Raw genomic sequence first — 16,506 nt, forward strand, 5'->3', positions numbered from 1 at the left:
TGAAATAAACTCATGAATAGAAATGCCTTTTTGGAATTGAATCTGATTTTTAGCCATTTTCATTTACCTCCACACAGACTTATTTTAAGTATACGCCTATGGGAGCTGAATTTAAGTGATAATCAGGTTATTCTATGAGTAGTTGGCTTATTATTCGTATTTCCAGCATTAATAATTTAAAAGATAGACAAATATTTTCTATTCGAAATAATGTCTTATTTATTCATAAAATAGAACTTTAATTTGTTATAATATATGGTGTAAAAACTAATTCCGTTATTAAGGAATGATAAATATATTTCTGTTATATATAATTGAACAGAAAAATTATTTGTAGATATTAATGGTGGTTGTTATATTGAGTTTACAAGGTGAAAACATTATTTGTTTTATATTTTAGAGTCTGATTCATTCGAGTTCATAATATTAAGGATGATATTTATATTGAAAGGAACTTATAATAAATAATAAGTTCCTTGATAATTAAATGAGATTACAGATAAAGGTTTTATGAACAAGTATTAACCGCGTCTACAGAGTCAAGTACCAATCTGGCTATAGCAGGGCCAGCCAGTGCTATTTCTACAATAAATGCAGCTCCATCTGTAGCAAACCATATAGTTAATTGTGCTATTGCAGTTATTCCAGTAATAACCCAGTCGTACCAATGCATTGACTCCTTTAAGCAATTAGTTATTCCAGAAATACCTATATCATCCTTAACTTTAGCAATTAATGACCAGGTATTCTTTGATTTATCAGTAATAGAATTCGAATTCTTAAGGTCATGAACTATAGTCAATAACTCATGTATAGCCTCATGACCTAATTTTTTCAATAATATCTGTGTGGCTGATTCTCTTTCGGGTTCATGTATGCCCATGAATTTAAATGCAAGTTTAAAAGCACCTGCGACAACTGTACCAATTGCAAGAGTGCATGGAGATACACCTGCGTACTCTATTAATTTTGATCTTCCATCAGTGTCAGTTGGAGCTGAATTATTAAAATGCAATCTCTTGTAAGCATCATTTACAACCATGTCAAAACTAATATTTTCTTTTTGATGATCCGAAAGTTGATCATAAAAATCTTTATAATACGGCGTCAGTGCTGTAGCAAGGTCTTCTTTGGATAAAGTATATAACATTTCTTTATTTTCAATGTTCATTTTTTACCCCAATCAAAGTGAAATTAAAAATAATTTTTTAAAGGTTCGTGCTTATCAATAGAAATACAACCAAGCACAAATTAAATATAGTCGTATTTGAGATAATTCAAATGATATTATTGTGGCGTAATTCACATATATTAAAATTAATCTTGTGTAAAATATGGTTTTATTAAATTTTAATTAATACTCTTATTGATGGTCGATATTAATTATTATTTACATGGATAAATATATTTTTAGGCTAGGTGGATTAATAAATTTTTATATTATTTTTTTTGTGGTGTATTTGTTAATTTATTTTTTACATATTGGGATTTTATCATTGAAAATTAGATTGTGAATTATTATTTCAATATTAATGCCTTGGTTAATTTGTCACTTATATATTATTTAAGTTTTGGGGTGCAATCACTCCTCCGAAAGGAACAGGAATCCAACATGGGGCAATCAGTCGCCACCGTCTAATGGAGTCCCCACCGAAATTCAGTGGGGGAAATGTATTATGAATAGAAACGAAACCAGTGGCGGTATCAATTTTATGCAAAGATAATCTTTACGGAGCTGAATTTTCCAAAGGCAATTTCTGTACTACAGAAATAATTCCAATAATGAATTTAGGAACAGTTTGCCTTTTTGCGTGATTTGCCAGTGTGTTGCTGTTTCAGAAAGATAACCTGCGGCTAAGGCTTGCCCTATTTGAGTACGGATTGAGTCTTCAGATAACCCTGTAAAATCACTGAAATCTTGTTTTGGCATTATTTCCAGTAAACGGAATCGGTTCATAAAAAATTCAAATGGCCGATCTTCATTTTCTACCTGATGCTGTTTATCCAGATAGCGTCCTTGCATATATCCACGGGGATGTTTGGTTTTCACTGTGCGCAGAATACGGCCATCTTCAAATGTGATTTTTCCGTGAGCGCCGCAGCCAATACCAAGGTAATCGCCAAAGCGCCAGTAGTTGAGATTATGTTGGCATTGATAGCCTGGTTTGGCATAAGCAGAAGTTTCATATTGCTGATAACCTGCTGCTGTCAGCAATTGGTGACCTTGTGAAAAGATATCCCATAAAGCGTCATCATCGGGCAGAACAGGAGGGCGAGAGCCAAAGCTGGTATTAGGTTCAATAGTCAACTGATACCATGAAAGATGCGGTGGTGATAATGCGATTGCTTGACGTAAATCATCCAGCGCTTCATCAAGGCTTTGGTCCGGTAAACCATGCATCAAATCCAGATTAAAACTGCGTAGCCCCAGACTGGCGGCTAAACATGCCGCCCGTTTGGCTTCATCCGGCCCGTGGATACGGCCAAGGCGTGCCAGTTTATCCGGGCTGAAACTCTGCACGCCAATGGATATTCGGTTAATACCCGCTTGCTGATAACCACTAAAACGATCAGCTTCCACAGTACCCGGATTGGCTTCCATAGTAATTTCAGCTTGCGGCGATACCGGTAGGAGAGCACGGACACCATCCAGCAATTGTTGCATTGCCTGTGAGCTAAGTAGGCTGGGGGTTCCACCACCAATAAAGATAGTCGTAATTTCCCGTCCGTTGACCATTGGCAGATCCGTTTTCAGATCTGCTAATAAATGGTCAACATACTCCTGATGCGGAACATCACCTTTCAATGCATGAGAGTTGAAATCACAGTAAGGACACTTTTGTACACACCAGGGAATATGGATATAAAGACTTAGTGGTGGAAGCTTAAGCATTGCTGAGTGTATCCAACATCATTTTTAGTGCCTGACCACGGTGCGAAACGGCATTTTTTTGATCACCCGTTAATTCAGCGGCAGTACAGCCTAATTCCGGTATGTAGAAGATGGGATCATAACCAAACCCCCCATTACCGGCAGGTTGATGTGCGATAACTCCCGGCCAGCGGCCATGAAATACCAGCGGTGTTGGATCTTCGGCATGGCGCATATAAACCAGCACACAGTTAAACTGAGCTTGACGTTGATCATCAGGAACATCTTTCATCGAATCTAGCAGTTTTTCTAGATTTTGCTGATCGGTGCTGTTTTCACCGGCATAACGAGCTGAATAGATACCTGGAGCGCCGCCAAGGATATCTACGGATAGACCAGAATCATCCGCAATCGCCGGTAGGCCGGTAATTTGCGCGGCATGACGGGCTTTAAGAAGGGCATTTTCAATAAATGTCAGCCCGGTCTCTTCGGCTGAATCTACGCCTAATTCAGTTTGAGCAACAATATCCAGCCCAAAATCAGCCAGTAATTGTGCCAGTTCACGAACTTTTCCGGGGTTGCCGGTTGCCAGAACGACTTTTTGCATTATTTTGAATCCAATTTAATTCTTATTTACTGTATTAACCATGAGAGAACATCAGCACGAAGATAGTTCAGGGCGTAGAGGATCAAAATGACGATCATTGCTGAGAAATCAAGGCCGCCCATCGTTGGGATAATACGGCGGATAGGCGCCATCAACGGTTCTGTCAGTTGCATCAAAACATAGTCAATCGGATTGCGCCCCTGACTTATCCAGCTTAGTAAAGCACGCGCCAGCACCAACCAAAATACCAGTTTACCTGCTGCTGTCAGCAATTCGATTAACCCGACAGGAAGGAAAAGTGCGTGGAAAGCAACCGAACCGGTATTGAACCAAAGTTGCATGATAAATTTAAACAATACCAGAACATAAGCGACAACAATGGAGGCAGTATCAAGCGAGCCAATAGCCGGTATGACCCGGCGTAATGGCCGAACGATCGGTTGAGTTATTTTCACAATAAATTGGGCGAATGGGTTATAAAAATCACAACGAGTCCATTGCATCCATACACGAAGTAATAAAACAGCGATGTATAAATCCAGAACGGTGGATAGAATAAAGTGTAAAAATTGCATTTAGCGGCCTTGATAAAATTAAAATTGTTTTTCCATTTCCTGCGCCCGGCGAATAACCGCCTGCATAGCGTTGGATACAGTTTCCGGCAATCTGCCTTCATAAAAGATACGTAATGCTTCCGCAGTAGTACCGCCTTTAGATGTTACCTGTTCACGCAGGGTTGCAAAAGGGAGATCTACGTTTGATGCGGCCAGTGCCGCAGAACCTATTGCCGTTTGCAAAACAATTTCACGGGCTGTCTGGCTATCAAAACCTAAACGTTCTGCTTCCTGTTGCATTGACTCCATAAATAGGAAGAAATAAGCGGGCGCACTGCTTGCTACGGCGATAATGTCATTGATGCCGCTTTCATCTTTTACCCAGTAGGTTTTACCGACGCTGTTCATTAATGCTTGAGTGAAATCACGGTCAGACTGGCTGACGTGTTCAGATGCGAATAATCCACTCAACCCCTGACCAATTAACGCCGGCGTGTTTGGCATGATACGGACAATATTGAGTTTGTCTTGTAATAAAGCATCAAAGCGTGCAACGGAAATACCCGAGGCGATAGACAAAACCAGTTTGTTACTGAAATCTACCTTTTCTTGCAGAGGCTGACAAACATCCGCTATCACTTGCGGTTTTACCGCCAGAACAACAACGTCGGCTTCCTGTGCGTAGCGAATATTGTCACTACCGCTGTTAACGCCATACTCTTTTGCTAGTGCATCACGGCGAGTATGACTTGGCGCGCAGACATTAATCAGTTCAGCAGGGTACCCTCCTTTTACTAATCCGGCGATGATGGCGTGAGCCATATTACCTGCGCCAATAAAGGTAATTTTACGTTCTTCCATTTAAATACCTCGTAGTGTTGAAATGGTTAATTGTGATACTGACGCGCACCGAAAATTGCTGTTCCAATTCGTACTAATGTGGAACCACAATTAATCGCAGCGGCCATATCATCAGTCATCCCCATTGAGAGGGTATCTATTTGAGAATATTTAGTTTTCAGGCTAAGGAAGGCTTGCTCCATTCTCCTGAAAACCACCAATTGACGTTCATAGTCAGGTTCCGGCGCTGGGATTGCCATTAAACCCCGGAGCTTTACGTTTGGTAGTTTGTTCACTTCGGCAGCCAGAGTAGGTAGTGCATCAAGTTGAATACCTGATTTGCTCTGTTCATCACTGATATTTATTTGAATAAGAATATTCAGCGGTTCCATTCCCTCCGGGCGTTGTTCGTTCAGGCGTTGTGCTATTTTTAAGCGGTCAATGGTATGGCACCAGTTAAAATTTTCTGCCACTAAACGGCTTTTATTAGACTGCAACGGACCGATAAAGTGCCATATCAAATCATTACGATTGGCAAAATAAGCAATTTTTTCCACACCTTCCTGCACATAATTTTCACCAAAATGGCGTTGCCCGGCAGCGATTGCTTTTTCGATATCTTCCACAGGTTTGGTTTTACTGACTGCAAGCAAGGTAATTTCTTCTGGAGCGCGTTCGCATTTTTGTGCGGCAATGGCTATGTGGGTCCTGACATCTTGTAAATTTTGTTCAATATTGTTCATGGTGACTCAGGAGATTAAAAAATGAATATGGATAAGTTAGTGGCCCTTAGTGTAAAGCATAATGCTTCGGATCTGCATCTTTGTATTGGACAAGCTCCCGTATTACGTATAAATGGAGTGCTTTGCCCGCAAACTCAACTGCCATCTGTAAATAATCTATTGTTGGAAGAGTGGAGTAGACAATTTTTATCAGAAAATCAGCGACAACAGCTATTAACTGGCGGGCATGTGGATTTTGCGTTGGAGACAGAAAATGGCCAACGATTGAGAGGCAATATCTTTCGTCAGCACTCCGGGTTATCAGTCGTTTTGCGTTTAATTCACTCTCAGTGTTCAACTCTGGAACAGCTAAAAGCACCTGAAATTATCCGTGAGATGGCTTTGCGGGAAGAGAGTGGGTTGATTCTGGTAACCGGCGCTACAGGCAGCGGGAAGTCGACAACGTTGACTGCCATTGTGGATATGCTGAACAGCCACAGTTGTCAGCACATAATTACATTGGAAGATCCTGTGGAATTTATCCACCACAGCCGCAATTGCCTGATACAACAGCGACAAATTGGATTGGATTCGCCCAGTTATCAGGCTGCGCTAAAAGGGGCGCTCCGGCAAGATCCTGATGTATTGCTGTTGGGGGAGTTGCGGGATAAGGAAACAATACGTTTGGCGTTAACTGCGGCAGAGACTGGGCATCTGGTATTGTCGACTTTGCATACCAGAGGTGCTGTACAGGCAATTGACCGATTGGTAGATATTTTCTCTGCCGAAGAAAAAGGGTGGGTACGTAGTCAGCTAGCAGGCAGTTTGAAAGCGGTGATAGCCCAGCAATTAGTTTCTGCTCAGGGAGGAGGGCGAGTCGCTATATATGAAATATTGGTAGTTAATCAGGCTGTGAGCCATTTGATACGAGAAGGAAAAAATCATCAAATAACAACGCTTATGCAGACGGGCGCTGCCAGTGGGATGCAAACCTATGAGCAAGGCTGGCAGCAGCGTAAATTGCAGGGATTACTGGCAGAGCAAACGGAGAGGAAGATTAAAGAAAATGCTATACCCTATGGATTTCAAGATGCATCGCGACGGCAAAGGAGCGAATCCCCGGGAACATAGATAACTATGTGACTGGGGTGAGTGAGTGCAGCCAACAAAGAGGCAACTTGAAAGATAACGGGTATATCAGTTAATCGCGAATCGCGGTTATACGATTGCTGTTAATTGATCGCTATTAATAACGTTTAATAGTGCTGTTCAAACCAGCTCTCCAGAATAATAACAGCGGAAGTAGCATCTACTTTTCCTTTACTTAAGGCTTTATAACCACCTCGATCGAACAGATGAGCGCGGGCTTCAACGGTTGTCAGGCGTTCATCTTGGAGTTGAACTTGTACGCCAAACCGGCCATGCAGCCGGTTTGCAAATTTACGTGCTTGTACTGTGACTAATTGCTCAGTGCCATCCATATTAAGGGGAAGACCAACGATAACTAAATCGGGTTGCCACTCTTTAAGTAATTTTTCGATTTGTTGCCAATTGGGGATACCATCTGTGGCTTTAAACGAGGTTAATGCTCTAGCGGTACCCGTGATTTCTTGCCCGATGGCTGCGCCGATGCTGCGGGTGCCAAAATCAAAAGCCATTATTGTACGGTTGCTCATCTACGCATGTCCTGCTTGTGGAGCAATATTGTAGATATTGATACCGAGCAAAGATGCAGCTTCACGCCAGCGGTCCGCAATGGGTGAGTTGAAAATAATATGTGGATCAGCGTTTGCTGTTAGCCAGCTATTCTCCATTATCTCTTTTTCAAGTTGGCCTTTTTCCCAACTGGCATACCCCAACGTGACCAATATCTGTTTTGGTTGGCGTGGTGTACCCAAGGTTTCAAGGACATCTTTGGATGTGGTGATCATTGTGTCATCGGAAATTTTGATACTTGAATTGAAACCTGGTTTTGGTGTGTGCAATATAAAACCATGATCTTCAGCCAGTGGGCCGCCAGTCATGACAGGTTTGTTTAGACTGATGCTTTCATCCCGATCTTCTGGTGATATTTTCAGCTTTTGTAAAACTTTCCGAACGGAGATTTGCTCAATAGGTTTATTTATCACCAATCCCATAGCCCCATTTTCATTGTGTTCACAAATGTAAACAACTGAGCGTTTGAAATAGGGATCAGATAATGAGGGCATGGCGATAAGAAAATGGTGCTGTAGATTCATTTTATTTCTAGTAATTAACCTTGCTGTGTAAGGATTATTTAGCCCACAGTATGTGGGCTAAAAGTATAAATGACAAACCCTGACAGGCAAATTCGCAAAAAGAATTTTTTATTTCTTTAACCGTTCTTCAATCGCATTCATTAACATGCCGATGATTGAAATATCAGGGAAAGCGGCTTCTATCTCACGTGCACAGGTCGGACTGGTGACATTAATTTCAGTCAGTTTGTCACCAATAATGTCCAGACCAACAAAAATTAACCCTTTTTCTTGTAAAGTCGGAGCAACAGCTCTGGCGATAGCCCAGTCACTTTCTGAAAGCGGGCGAGCTTCACCACGGCCGCCCGCGGCAAGATTACCGCGAGTTTCACCTTGGGCAGGGATACGAGCCAGGCAATAGGGAACGGGTTCGCCGTCGACAATTAATACCCGTTTATCGCCTTCTTTGATGGCCGGTAAGAAATTTTGCGCCATGCAGAAACGATTGCCATGTTCCGTCAGGGTTTCAATGATAACCCCAACGTTTGGATCATCTTTTTTCAGGCGGAATATCGATGCGCCGCCCATACCATCTAGTGGTTTAAAGATGACATCACCATGTTTCTGGTGGAATTCACGCAACTGAACGGCATTGCGAGTCACTAATGTATCTGGTGTTAAATCAGGGAACCAAGCTGTGAATAGTTTTTCGTTACAATCGCGCAGGCTTTGTGGTTTATTGACAATGAGAGCGCCTTTCTCTTCCGCACGTTCCAAAATATAAGTGGCGTAAATGTATTCAGTATCAAATGGTGGATCTTTACGCATCAGGATGACATCCAATGTTTCCAGTGCCAGATCTTGTTCTCTATCGAACTGATGCCATTGCTGTGGGCTGTTTTCTACCTGTAATAGGCGGGTACGTGCGCGGGCTTCCCCTTGGTGCAGATAGAGATCACTCATCTCCATATAATGGAGCTCCCAGCCGCGGCGCTGCGCTTCCAATAGCATGGCAAAACTGGTGTCTTTCTTGATGTTGATGGATGAAATGGGGTCCATCACTATGCCGAGTTTGATCATTCTTTCTCCTTAACCCAAATCGCCGAAACGCACTTGTAATGCGGTAATTGCGGTGAGCGCTGCCGTTTCTGTTCTCAGCACTCGTGGTCCTAATAGGATATCAGTAAATTGGTAATTAGCTGTCATAGCAATTTCATCTATCGATAATCCACCTTCCGGGCCGATCAGTAAGCGTACTTTTTCTACGGGTAAAGGCAGGGTATTGATGCTTTGGCTGGCTCGTGGATGTAGATTCAATTTTAAACTGCCATCATCTTCCGCACACCAGTGTTCGAGTTGCATCACTGGGCGAATTTCAGGTATACGGTTGCGACAGCATTGCTCACAGGCGGCGATAGCAATCTTCTGCCACTGTTGCAGTTTTTTAGCCAGCCGTTCTCCATCCAGCTTTACGCCACAGCGTTCAGAAATTAAAGGCGTAATAACATTGACCCCTAACTCTACAGATTTTTGAATGGTGAATTCCATTTTCTCGCCGCGGGATATGACTTGCCCTAGATGAAGATTAAGTGGCGATTCATTATCGGCAAGTTCGCTATTGCTAATATGTACTTTGACGGATTTTTTGCTAGCTTCGGTGATCTGAGCGTTGAAGATCTGATTGCTGCCGTCAAACAGTTGTAACGGTTGACCATTGTTCATTCTGAGAACCCGCCCGACATGGTTAGCCGCCTCATCACTCAGATAAATTTCAGTATTCGATGAGAGTAATTCCGGGTGATAGATGCGGGGTATACGCATGTTTTTCTTTCCTTCCAGCGGGGTATAAGGCAATAAATAATGGAGGGTATGATAAGGGAGGCCTAATCAAATTATCAAGCTATCTCGATACGGATTGTTATCTCTGAATAAATGTTGCGAGTCTGCTCGCATATTTATATTTAATTTGACTATTTTATATTTATTGTGTTGTTTTAAAAGGTCGTTGTTTATTACTATATTTTTATGTCGAAACCATAATTGATATTTGTTTTTTTATTTAATTGAAATATTCATAATGGAATAATGTTGGAGGTATTTTATTAAATGGATTTTAACATTAAAATCATTATTTTGGCTATTTTTGTCGGGGTAGTGGCAGGGATAATTTTGAATAAAATGATATCGGTATTTCCTAAAACTATTTATGGATATGAAAAAATAGATTTTGGTTATTTTCAGGTTGAATTAGTAACACTATTTATAACTGCTTTTTTTATGATTTGTTTTCCATTGAATTTCAATTTATATGTGGTTTTGATATTTGTTTGGATGCTAATTATAATTTCTTTTATTGATATAAAAATTAAATTATTACCAGACATAATAAATTATTCCCTTTTATGGTTAGGATTATTATTGAATTTAAATCAAATTTTTGTGCCTATTGAACACGCTGTAGTCGGTGCTATTGCGGGTTATTTGATTTTATGGTCACTCCATTGGTTATTCAAAATAATTTGTCATAAAGAGGGGTTAGGATATGGTGATTTTAAGTTAATGGCAGCGGTTAGTGCTTGGTTGGGGATTGGTGCAATTCCTTTATTAATGTTTTTATCCTCACTGTTTGGTCTTATTGGGTACTTTTGGATGTGGAGAATACGAGAAAATTACCAAGAGTCTGTTGCTTTTGGCCCCTATATAGCCATTTCTGCGATCATCATGATCTATATGCACTTATTGGGAATGGATGGGTTATTGTGAATGGCGCCCGATAGCTGAAAATGTATGGGCGCCAGTAGTTAAAATTGTGGTATTAAAACTGATAGTGAATCAGCGCGTCTTGCCAACGTTTTGGTTGTCCCAAGTATTTATCAAGAGAAATAATAGATAGCTCGTTTCTGTTATTTTCTAAAATAAACGTAGGGAAGCCTGAGCCGCCAACGGCTGCCAACAGTTCACGGCTTTTCCTAATATGTTGGAGACTTTCTGACTCATTATTCAGTGCCAGCTCTTGCTGAAACAGTTCTGAATCAAGCTGTAACTCATTTGCTAAATTCAATAATGTTTCAGTTTCGCTGATTTTTAATCCACGAACATAATGCGCTTTTTGTACTGCCAGTAACATTTCAACACCTTTACCAGCCAACTCTTCTGCTGCAAGAATGGCTGATATTGGTGGTAATGAATCCATAATCAGTGATTTATCATTTAACAGTGCGACATATTGCTCACTGAAAATTTGCCCGGTAAGGCTTGCGATCCGTTTATCCTGACTAAGGACATAATCACGCCATGTGCTGTCTATTTGGCGTCTGTTATCCCCTGTCAGCATTCCGCCGCCATGCAATTCAATTTTCACATTTGCGACCTCTTTTGCTGCTTGTATCAGAGAGGAAACGCCATAACACCAGCCACATAGTGGATCATAGATATAATGCAGAGTCATTCCGGGCATATTACTTATTCCTGAAAAAGAGTTAATTTACTTATTGGGGCCACTTCATTTCGCCTTTCAGCACTTTGGCGCTTAATTCGAGACTGGATTTGTCCGCAAGTTTTGGATAGCACTTTTCCATTGCTGCTATCAGCGCTTTTGAATCTTTCGCTTTTGCCAGCTCTTTTTCAAAAGTAGTCAGATATCTTTGCGTAAACTTGACTGATTCCAATGTCATTGGTGTGTTGCCAATGAAATGTCCCGGAACCACAATGGTTGGTTTCAGCGCTTGTATACGATCTAATGTTTGCATCCAGTTTTTACGCGACTCTTTAGTCTGTGTATCTGCCATCCAGACATGAATGTTGCTTGAAACGGTGACGCCGCCTACTACCGCTTTTAATTTTGGTATCCAAACAAAAGTACGGTCAGCCGCGGGGCCATCAAGACCTTCGACGATTAACTTCTCACCGTCAACTGTAAAAGTGTTACCTTCCAACGGTTGCGGCACGATAACTTTTTTGGGGGCCTGTTCTTTCAGAACACCTCCCCAATAAGCCAGTTTGCCATCTTTGGTTTTTTTGATTTCTTTAATGGTTTCTGGTGATGCAATAACTTTTGCGTTAGGGAACGCTTTGGTCAGTGTATCAAGGCCAAAATAGAAATCAGGATCAGACTGACTGATATAGATAGTTGTCAGTTTTCTGCCGGTATACTTAATTCTTCTGGCCAGTGCTTCAGCGTCATTTTTTTGGAACTGAGCATCGATCAATACAACTTCTCTATCACCGATGATGAGCTCAGAAGAGACGGGAAATACGCTTCTTTCACCTGGATTGAAAACATCCAGTTTTAGGTTAGTGGCTTGTGCCAGAGAAATGGTACCCAAGGAAAGGATACCTGCCAGAGCAATATTTAGTGTTGTTTTGCGAGTCATGATTGAATTCCTGATGTTGTGTCAATGAGGTTCATAATAAGTTGCGTTTTTCGATGAAAAAACCGCATAATTGGCAATTATTTGTTGCATAAATCGAGCTAATTGATGGATAGAGTCACTGCTGCGCAAGTGTTCACTATAATTGTAGAACAAGGCAGCATGATTGCCGCATCGGAACGGTTAGATATGTCGCGGGCAATGGTATCTCGCTATCTGGCTGAAATGGAAAAATGGGCGGGAGTACGTCTGTTACATCGTACAACGAGAAAGATCAGCCTGACATCGGCAGGAGAGATCGCCTATCAGCGCAGTCGTAAATTATTGCAATTGGCGGAAGAGATACCGGTTCATCAACCTGTAGAAGCACAGGAGCTGAGTGGTCTTTTACGGATAAGCAGTTCTCAATCTCTGGCGGTGAGCGCATTGTCTGTGGCGATTCCTGAGTTTATGCAGATTTATCCTCAGATAGCTATTGATATGCAAATGAGTAATAAGGCAATAAATTTGGTCGAGGAGCGGATAGATTTAGCGTTACGCATCACGAATAATCTGGAACCGAATTTGATCGCCAGGCCGTTATCAACATGCCATTCTGTAGTTTGTGCCGCTCCTTCTTATCTGGCAGGAAAAATGCTTCCGCAAAAGCCTGCTGATTTAGCTTTGCATAACTGTATGACTTATAACTTCTTTGGTAAAAGTCTTTGGTTATTTGAACGCCGAGGGGAAAAGTATTCTGTTCCTGTTAGCGGTACTTTAAGTGCTAATGAATCGGTTGTATTAATGGAGGCAACGTTGCAAGGGGCGGGAATCGCCATGCAACCCTATTATTCTGTTGCTTCGCATTTGGCGTCAGGAAAATTGATTCAGTTGTTGCCAGACTATCGACCTCAGGCGATGGGAATTTATGGTATTTATGCCAGTCGTCAAAATATGCCAGCAACGTTGAGAGCATTACTGGATTTTCTGGTTCAGTGGTTTGCTTCTTCTCCGTACTGGCAAGCACTAATGCTGAAAAGCTGACTTTAGTTTTTGAGGAAACAGGGCAATTTGTGCTTTTAGGTGTTCAATAAAAGTATCTACTGGGGCAGAAGAAGGGCGATGAATGGGCTTTATCAGGCTGACAGTAAAAGGAATATCGATACTAAATGGGCGAGCGCATATTTCAGATTTGTCGTGGCTGTCCAGATAATCGAGTACGGTCAGTGGGTTGACGATAGAAACGCCAATGCCTTCTCGCACCATTGCACATACTGATGCAGCACTGTGAGTTTCCATAATCATGCGGCGGCGAATATGGTGTTCTGCGAATATGCCATCAATGAGTTGCCGGTAGCTATCCGTTATTGAAAGGCTGATAAAATTTTGCTCGCTGAAATCTTCGGGAGTCAATAGCGGTTTATGACTGAGAGGATGCTCGGCGGGCAATACGCAAATTTCATTCAGCGTGATCAATGTTTCTCTCTGTGTACCGGGTGGTGTCTGCAAATGTTCTGTCAAACCCAGATCATGGCGTTGAGCTGAAAGCCACTCTTCCAGTAGCGGTGATTCCTGTGGAATGATGGTTAAATTAGTATCAGGGTATTGACAGGTGAAGTGGCGGCAAATTTTCGGTAACAGTGATTGAGAAAATACCGGCAAGCAAGCAATGGAAAGCTGAGCATGTTGAAATTTACGTATATTGTCAGCCGCATTCATTATTCTTTCAAGTCCGTAATAAGAGCGCTGAACTTCTTCAAAAAGGCGTAATCCTTGTGCTGTCGGATGCAGGCGGCCTTTTACTCGGTCAAATAGTTTGAATTTTATCAGATGCTCAAATCGTGCTAATTCACGACTGACGGTTGGTTGTGATGTTTGTAATAAAATAGCCGCTTCTGTCAGGTTTTTTGTCGTCATTACCGCATGGAAGATTTCAATATGGCGCCATGAACAAGAAGACATAAATTGTTCCTTCAAATGATAATTCTATATCACAGATGAATAGACTATAACGAAATGGATATTTTTATTCCTGTTTTTTGCTGTCAATAATGGGTTATCTGCTGACTTTGTGAGAGAAACCCTGATGAGTACTTTTACCCGCAATTTTACCTGCAATAGTTGTCCTAATCTGATAGCGGAGAATTTGAGTCGTCTGCCAGAAACGTACGGTACTCCATTATGGGTTTACGATAGTGAAACAATTATCCAAAGAATCAAATTATTATGTCAGTTTGATGTCGTCAGGTTTGCTCAGAAAGCTTGTTCTAATACTCATATTTTGCGCCTGATGCGTGAGTATGGTGTGAAAGTTGATGCTGTTTCGCTAGGGGAAATTGAGCGTGCTTTGCGGGCCGGATTTTGTCCAGGGCAAGAAGTGTCAGACATTGTTTTTACTGCTGATTTAATCGATGTGCCGACGTTGCAACAAGTAACCAAATTGGATATTCCGGTTAATGCGGGTTCTATCGATATGTTGGAACAGATTGGTCAATGTAAACAAGGGCATCCAGTATGGCTGCGGATTAATCCCGGGTTTGGTCATGGTCATAGCCAGAAGACGAACACGGGAGGGGAAAATAGCAAACATGGTATTTGGTATCAGGATCTTCCACGAGCGATTGAGAAAATACGCCACTATGGATTGAAATTGCTTGGTTTACATATGCATATTGGATCTGGTGTTGATTATCATCATCTTTCCAGTGTATGCGATGCGATGGTTGAACAGGTTATTCTTTGTGGTGAAGATATTCAGGCGATTTCAGCCGGCGGTGGTTTATCGACCCCTTATCATCAGGGAGATGAGCAAATCAATATCGCTCATTATTTTGGGTTGTGGGATGATGCGCGTAAAAGAATTGAGCAGCATTTAGGTCATAAAGTTGAGCTGGAAATTGAACCGGGACGTTTTTTGGTAGCGGAATCTGGCATTTTGATGACAGAAGTTCGGGCGGTTAAGCAGATGGGGAACCGTAATTATGTGCTGGTGGATGCGGGATTTAATGACTTAATGCGCCCGGTAATGTATGGCAGTTATCACCATATTTCAGTTTTGCCTGCTGATGGACGTAAGATTGAGCAATTTTCATTGCAAGAAACATTAGTTGCGGGGCCGTTATGTGAATCTGGCGATATCTTTACACAGATTGAGGGGGGAGGCATTGCGCCAAGAGCGTTGCCGCCGGTTCGGGTTGGTGACTATCTGGTTTTTCATGATACTGGTGCTTATGGTGCGTCAATGTCTTCCAATTACAACAGCCGCCCGCTGATCTCTGAGGTGCTGTTTGTTAATGGTAGCCCCCAATTAATTCGCCGTCGCCAAACAATTGAAGAGTTATTAGCGTTGGAAGAAGTACCCTGTCCCTCTACACCATAAAAGATGGGGCGATACTTTAAGGTATCGTCCAGTCTGTTGATAAACCTATCCCTTAATCCTGTCAGTCCGACAGCATTTCCTTAAAAAGCATGTGATATATAAAACCGATACCACTATTGATTGCAAATTTATTTGTATTCGAAAATGTTAAATTAATGAATATAAATTATTAAATTTAGGCGATAAAACACACTTATTTTTATAACTTTCGGAATATTCCTATATATTTTTAAATTAAATCTGTTGCACTATTAATCAGATATTAACTGGTTAGTAGTAAGGCCATCTCAGGTAGAACCGACACGATGGGCAGAACCCTGACCGGACAGAACGAGGCTGACGAAAATCTGCAACCGGGCCGGTGGTAACACGCTGGTAGAGTATTATGGGATTTATGGAGAAGTAAGTATGGCAATATCCAATAGCGGCAAAATGTGCCCGGCTGTCACATCAATCACCTGTACGATGGAAATAGGGGTCTTTCCCGCCGATGAAGATCCCTGTTATCTGGCGAGAAAAGCCGAATATGCCCTGCGTCTGCCGGCAATGATTATCACCAAACTGGGGGCTATTCGCTTTCTTAATCAGGTCATTATGAGTGGGTTGATTAAGGTTGAGGAACTCAAACATGACTTCCTGTGGCCCTATAAAGCGGAAGTGGTGTTTGCTATCCGTCGGCCCGATATTATTCTGGTTAAAGATGAAACTCTCCGCTGGCCGGGCAGAAATGCCACCTACTTCGATGGTTCTGTGCACCCTGATAATTTGAAAATGTTGATTTAAGTGAAATTTATGGGCGATAAACTTGCCGAAGATCAAGAAATAGATTACATCCAAATTGCAACCGAAGACCGCTTTGGTGTAATGCGTATCAGCGATAATCGCACAGAAGAGTAAAAACAGTATGATGAAGCGTGGCGAAAACTTTATCAGCCCGGTTCCCAACACTATAAAAATCCCATCC

18 protein-coding genes are annotated in these 16,506 nt (G+C 41.7%); 5 read left to right on the forward strand and 13 right to left on the reverse strand.

Annotated features, from left to right (window positions below):
- Positions 1 to 508 precede the first annotated feature (508 nt).
- The 6 genes from EAE92_RS13735 to EAE92_RS13760 all read right to left on the reverse strand — a co-directional run bounded on the left by EAE92_RS13735 (position 509) and on the right by EAE92_RS13760 (position 5,616).
- Positions 509 to 1,171, reverse strand: coding sequence for a hypothetical protein (locus EAE92_RS13735; RefSeq protein ID WP_214068482.1), 663 nt, complete (start codon positions 1,169 to 1,171; stop codon positions 509 to 511).
- A gap of 591 nt (positions 1,172 to 1,762) precedes the next feature.
- A complete protein-coding gene (gene hemW / locus EAE92_RS13740; RefSeq protein WP_214068483.1) occupies positions 1,763 to 2,893 on the reverse strand; it encodes a radical SAM family heme chaperone HemW in 1,131 nt (376 codons plus the stop codon).
- Positions 2,886 to 3,479: an XTP/dITP diphosphatase gene (locus tag EAE92_RS13745; protein WP_214068484.1), complete on the reverse strand. Its 594-nt coding sequence runs from the start codon at positions 3,477 to 3,479 to the stop codon at positions 2,886 to 2,888. Before EAE92_RS13745 ends, hemW begins: the two co-directional genes overlap by 8 nt.
- Before the next feature lie 26 nt (positions 3,480 to 3,505).
- Positions 3,506 to 4,054: a YggT family protein gene (locus tag EAE92_RS13750; RefSeq protein WP_214068485.1), complete on the reverse strand. Its 549-nt coding sequence runs from the start codon at positions 4,052 to 4,054 to the stop codon at positions 3,506 to 3,508.
- A gap of 18 nt (positions 4,055 to 4,072) precedes the next feature.
- Entirely contained in the window at positions 4,073 to 4,894 is an 822-nt protein-coding gene (gene proC, locus EAE92_RS13755; protein ID WP_214068486.1) for a pyrroline-5-carboxylate reductase, read from the reverse strand.
- 26 nt (positions 4,895 to 4,920) lie between these two features.
- The gene (locus EAE92_RS13760; RefSeq protein ID WP_214068487.1) at positions 4,921 to 5,616 is read right to left on the reverse strand and encodes a YggS family pyridoxal phosphate-dependent enzyme; all 696 of its coding nucleotides are present in this window, start codon (positions 5,614 to 5,616) and stop codon (positions 4,921 to 4,923) included.
- Positions 5,617 to 5,637: 21 nt separating this feature from the next.
- Here EAE92_RS13760 and EAE92_RS13765 point away from each other — a divergent pair, with 21 nt between their 5' ends.
- Complete coding sequence (locus EAE92_RS13765) at positions 5,638 to 6,726, forward strand: type IV pilus twitching motility protein PilT (RefSeq protein ID WP_214068488.1); 1,089 nt, start codon at positions 5,638 to 5,640, stop codon at positions 6,724 to 6,726.
- A gap of 125 nt (positions 6,727 to 6,851) precedes the next feature.
- Here the strand turns inward: EAE92_RS13765 and ruvX are convergent, their stop codons facing one another.
- The 4 genes from ruvX to rsmE form a co-directional block, all read right to left on the reverse strand.
- Complete coding sequence (ruvX, locus tag EAE92_RS13770; RefSeq protein ID WP_214068489.1) at positions 6,852 to 7,271, reverse strand: Holliday junction resolvase RuvX; 420 nt, start codon at positions 7,269 to 7,271, stop codon at positions 6,852 to 6,854.
- A complete protein-coding gene (locus EAE92_RS13775) occupies positions 7,272 to 7,835 on the reverse strand; it encodes a YqgE/AlgH family protein (protein WP_214068490.1) in 564 nt (187 codons plus the stop codon).
- Between the two features lie 108 nt (positions 7,836 to 7,943).
- Positions 7,944 to 8,894, reverse strand: coding sequence for a glutathione synthase (gene gshB / locus EAE92_RS13780; protein WP_214068491.1), 951 nt, complete (start codon positions 8,892 to 8,894; stop codon positions 7,944 to 7,946).
- A gap of 9 nt (positions 8,895 to 8,903) precedes the next feature.
- Positions 8,904 to 9,635, reverse strand: coding sequence for a 16S rRNA (uracil(1498)-N(3))-methyltransferase (gene rsmE / locus EAE92_RS13785; RefSeq protein ID WP_214068492.1), 732 nt, complete (start codon positions 9,633 to 9,635; stop codon positions 8,904 to 8,906).
- A 285-nt stretch (positions 9,636 to 9,920) separates the two neighbouring features.
- On the opposite strand from rsmE, the gene EAE92_RS13790 reads away from it, so the two are divergent.
- Positions 9,921 to 10,577 (forward strand): prepilin peptidase, encoded by a 657-nt coding sequence (locus EAE92_RS13790; RefSeq protein ID WP_214068493.1) that lies wholly within the window; start codon positions 9,921 to 9,923, stop codon positions 10,575 to 10,577.
- A gap of 52 nt (positions 10,578 to 10,629) precedes the next feature.
- On the opposite strand, the gene EAE92_RS13795 is transcribed toward EAE92_RS13790, so the two are convergent.
- Together EAE92_RS13795 and EAE92_RS13800 are read right to left on the reverse strand one after the other, a co-directional pair.
- Complete coding sequence (locus EAE92_RS13795; protein ID WP_214068494.1) at positions 10,630 to 11,271, reverse strand: DsbA family protein; 642 nt, start codon at positions 11,269 to 11,271, stop codon at positions 10,630 to 10,632.
- A 31-nt stretch (positions 11,272 to 11,302) separates the two neighbouring features.
- Positions 11,303 to 12,187 carry an MBL fold metallo-hydrolase gene (locus tag EAE92_RS13800; protein ID WP_214068495.1) on the reverse strand — a complete coding sequence of 295 codons (885 nt, stop codon included), beginning with the start codon at positions 12,185 to 12,187 and terminating at the stop codon, positions 11,303 to 11,305.
- 105 nt (positions 12,188 to 12,292) lie between these two features.
- On the opposite strand from EAE92_RS13800, the gene EAE92_RS13805 reads away from it, so the two are divergent.
- Positions 12,293 to 13,207 (forward strand): LysR family transcriptional regulator, encoded by a 915-nt coding sequence (locus EAE92_RS13805; RefSeq protein WP_046396561.1) that lies wholly within the window; start codon positions 12,293 to 12,295, stop codon positions 13,205 to 13,207.
- Here EAE92_RS13805 and EAE92_RS13810 read toward each other — a convergent pair.
- Positions 13,190 to 14,125, reverse strand: a complete 936-nt coding sequence (locus EAE92_RS13810; RefSeq protein ID WP_214068496.1) for a LysR family transcriptional regulator — start codon at positions 14,123 to 14,125, stop codon at positions 13,190 to 13,192. The genes EAE92_RS13805 and EAE92_RS13810 overlap by 18 nt on opposite strands.
- A gap of 124 nt (positions 14,126 to 14,249) precedes the next feature.
- On the opposite strand from EAE92_RS13810, the gene lysA reads away from it, so the two are divergent.
- Both lysA and EAE92_RS24645 read left to right on the forward strand, forming a co-directional pair.
- Positions 14,250 to 15,542, forward strand: a complete 1,293-nt coding sequence (lysA, locus tag EAE92_RS13815; RefSeq protein WP_214068497.1) for a diaminopimelate decarboxylase — start codon at positions 14,250 to 14,252, stop codon at positions 15,540 to 15,542.
- Between the two features lie 408 nt (positions 15,543 to 15,950).
- Positions 15,951 to 16,325, forward strand: a complete 375-nt coding sequence (locus EAE92_RS24645; RefSeq protein WP_246545205.1) for a hypothetical protein — start codon at positions 15,951 to 15,953, stop codon at positions 16,323 to 16,325.
- Positions 16,326 to 16,506 lie beyond the last annotated feature (181 nt).

The sequence above is a fragment of the Photorhabdus hainanensis genome, from assembly GCF_018448965.1.
GTDB classification, from domain to species: Bacteria; Pseudomonadota; Gammaproteobacteria; order Enterobacterales; family Enterobacteriaceae; genus Photorhabdus; species Photorhabdus akhurstii.

Excerpts from the sequence above, each read along its gene's own strand:
- EAE92_RS13735 (WP_214068482.1), bottom strand. The coding sequence starts at position 1,171 with ATGAACATTGAAAATAAAGAAATGTTATATACTTTATCCAAAGAAGAC.
- hemW (WP_214068483.1), bottom strand. The coding sequence starts at position 2,893 with ATGCTTAAGCTTCCACCACTAAGTCTTTATATCCATATTCCCTGGTGT.
- EAE92_RS13745 (WP_214068484.1), bottom strand. The coding sequence starts at position 3,479 with ATGCAAAAAGTCGTTCTGGCAACCGGCAACCCCGGAAAAGTTCGTGAA.
- EAE92_RS13750 (WP_214068485.1), bottom strand. The coding sequence starts at position 4,054 with ATGCAATTTTTACACTTTATTCTATCCACCGTTCTGGATTTATACATC.
- proC (WP_214068486.1), bottom strand. The coding sequence starts at position 4,894 with ATGGAAGAACGTAAAATTACCTTTATTGGCGCAGGTAATATGGCTCAC.
- EAE92_RS13760 (WP_214068487.1), bottom strand. The coding sequence starts at position 5,616 with ATGAACAATATTGAACAAAATTTACAAGATGTCAGGACCCACATAGCC.
- EAE92_RS13765 (WP_214068488.1), top strand. The coding sequence starts at position 5,638 with ATGAATATGGATAAGTTAGTGGCCCTTAGTGTAAAGCATAATGCTTCG.
- ruvX (WP_214068489.1), bottom strand. The coding sequence starts at position 7,271 with ATGAGCAACCGTACAATAATGGCTTTTGATTTTGGCACCCGCAGCATC.
- EAE92_RS13775 (WP_214068490.1), bottom strand. The coding sequence starts at position 7,835 with ATGAATCTACAGCACCATTTTCTTATCGCCATGCCCTCATTATCTGAT.
- gshB (WP_214068491.1), bottom strand. The coding sequence starts at position 8,894 with ATGATCAAACTCGGCATAGTGATGGACCCCATTTCATCCATCAACATC.
- rsmE (WP_214068492.1), bottom strand. The coding sequence starts at position 9,635 with ATGCGTATACCCCGCATCTATCACCCGGAATTACTCTCATCGAATACT.
- EAE92_RS13790 (WP_214068493.1), top strand. The coding sequence starts at position 9,921 with ATGGATTTTAACATTAAAATCATTATTTTGGCTATTTTTGTCGGGGTA.
- EAE92_RS13795 (WP_214068494.1), bottom strand. The coding sequence starts at position 11,271 with ATGCCCGGAATGACTCTGCATTATATCTATGATCCACTATGTGGCTGG.
- EAE92_RS13800 (WP_214068495.1), bottom strand. The coding sequence starts at position 12,187 with ATGACTCGCAAAACAACACTAAATATTGCTCTGGCAGGTATCCTTTCC.
- EAE92_RS13805 (WP_046396561.1), top strand. The coding sequence starts at position 12,293 with ATGGATAGAGTCACTGCTGCGCAAGTGTTCACTATAATTGTAGAACAA.
- EAE92_RS13810 (WP_214068496.1), bottom strand. The coding sequence starts at position 14,125 with ATGTCTTCTTGTTCATGGCGCCATATTGAAATCTTCCATGCGGTAATG.
- lysA (WP_214068497.1), top strand. The coding sequence starts at position 14,250 with ATGAGTACTTTTACCCGCAATTTTACCTGCAATAGTTGTCCTAATCTG.
- EAE92_RS24645 (WP_246545205.1), top strand. The coding sequence starts at position 15,951 with ATGGCAATATCCAATAGCGGCAAAATGTGCCCGGCTGTCACATCAATC.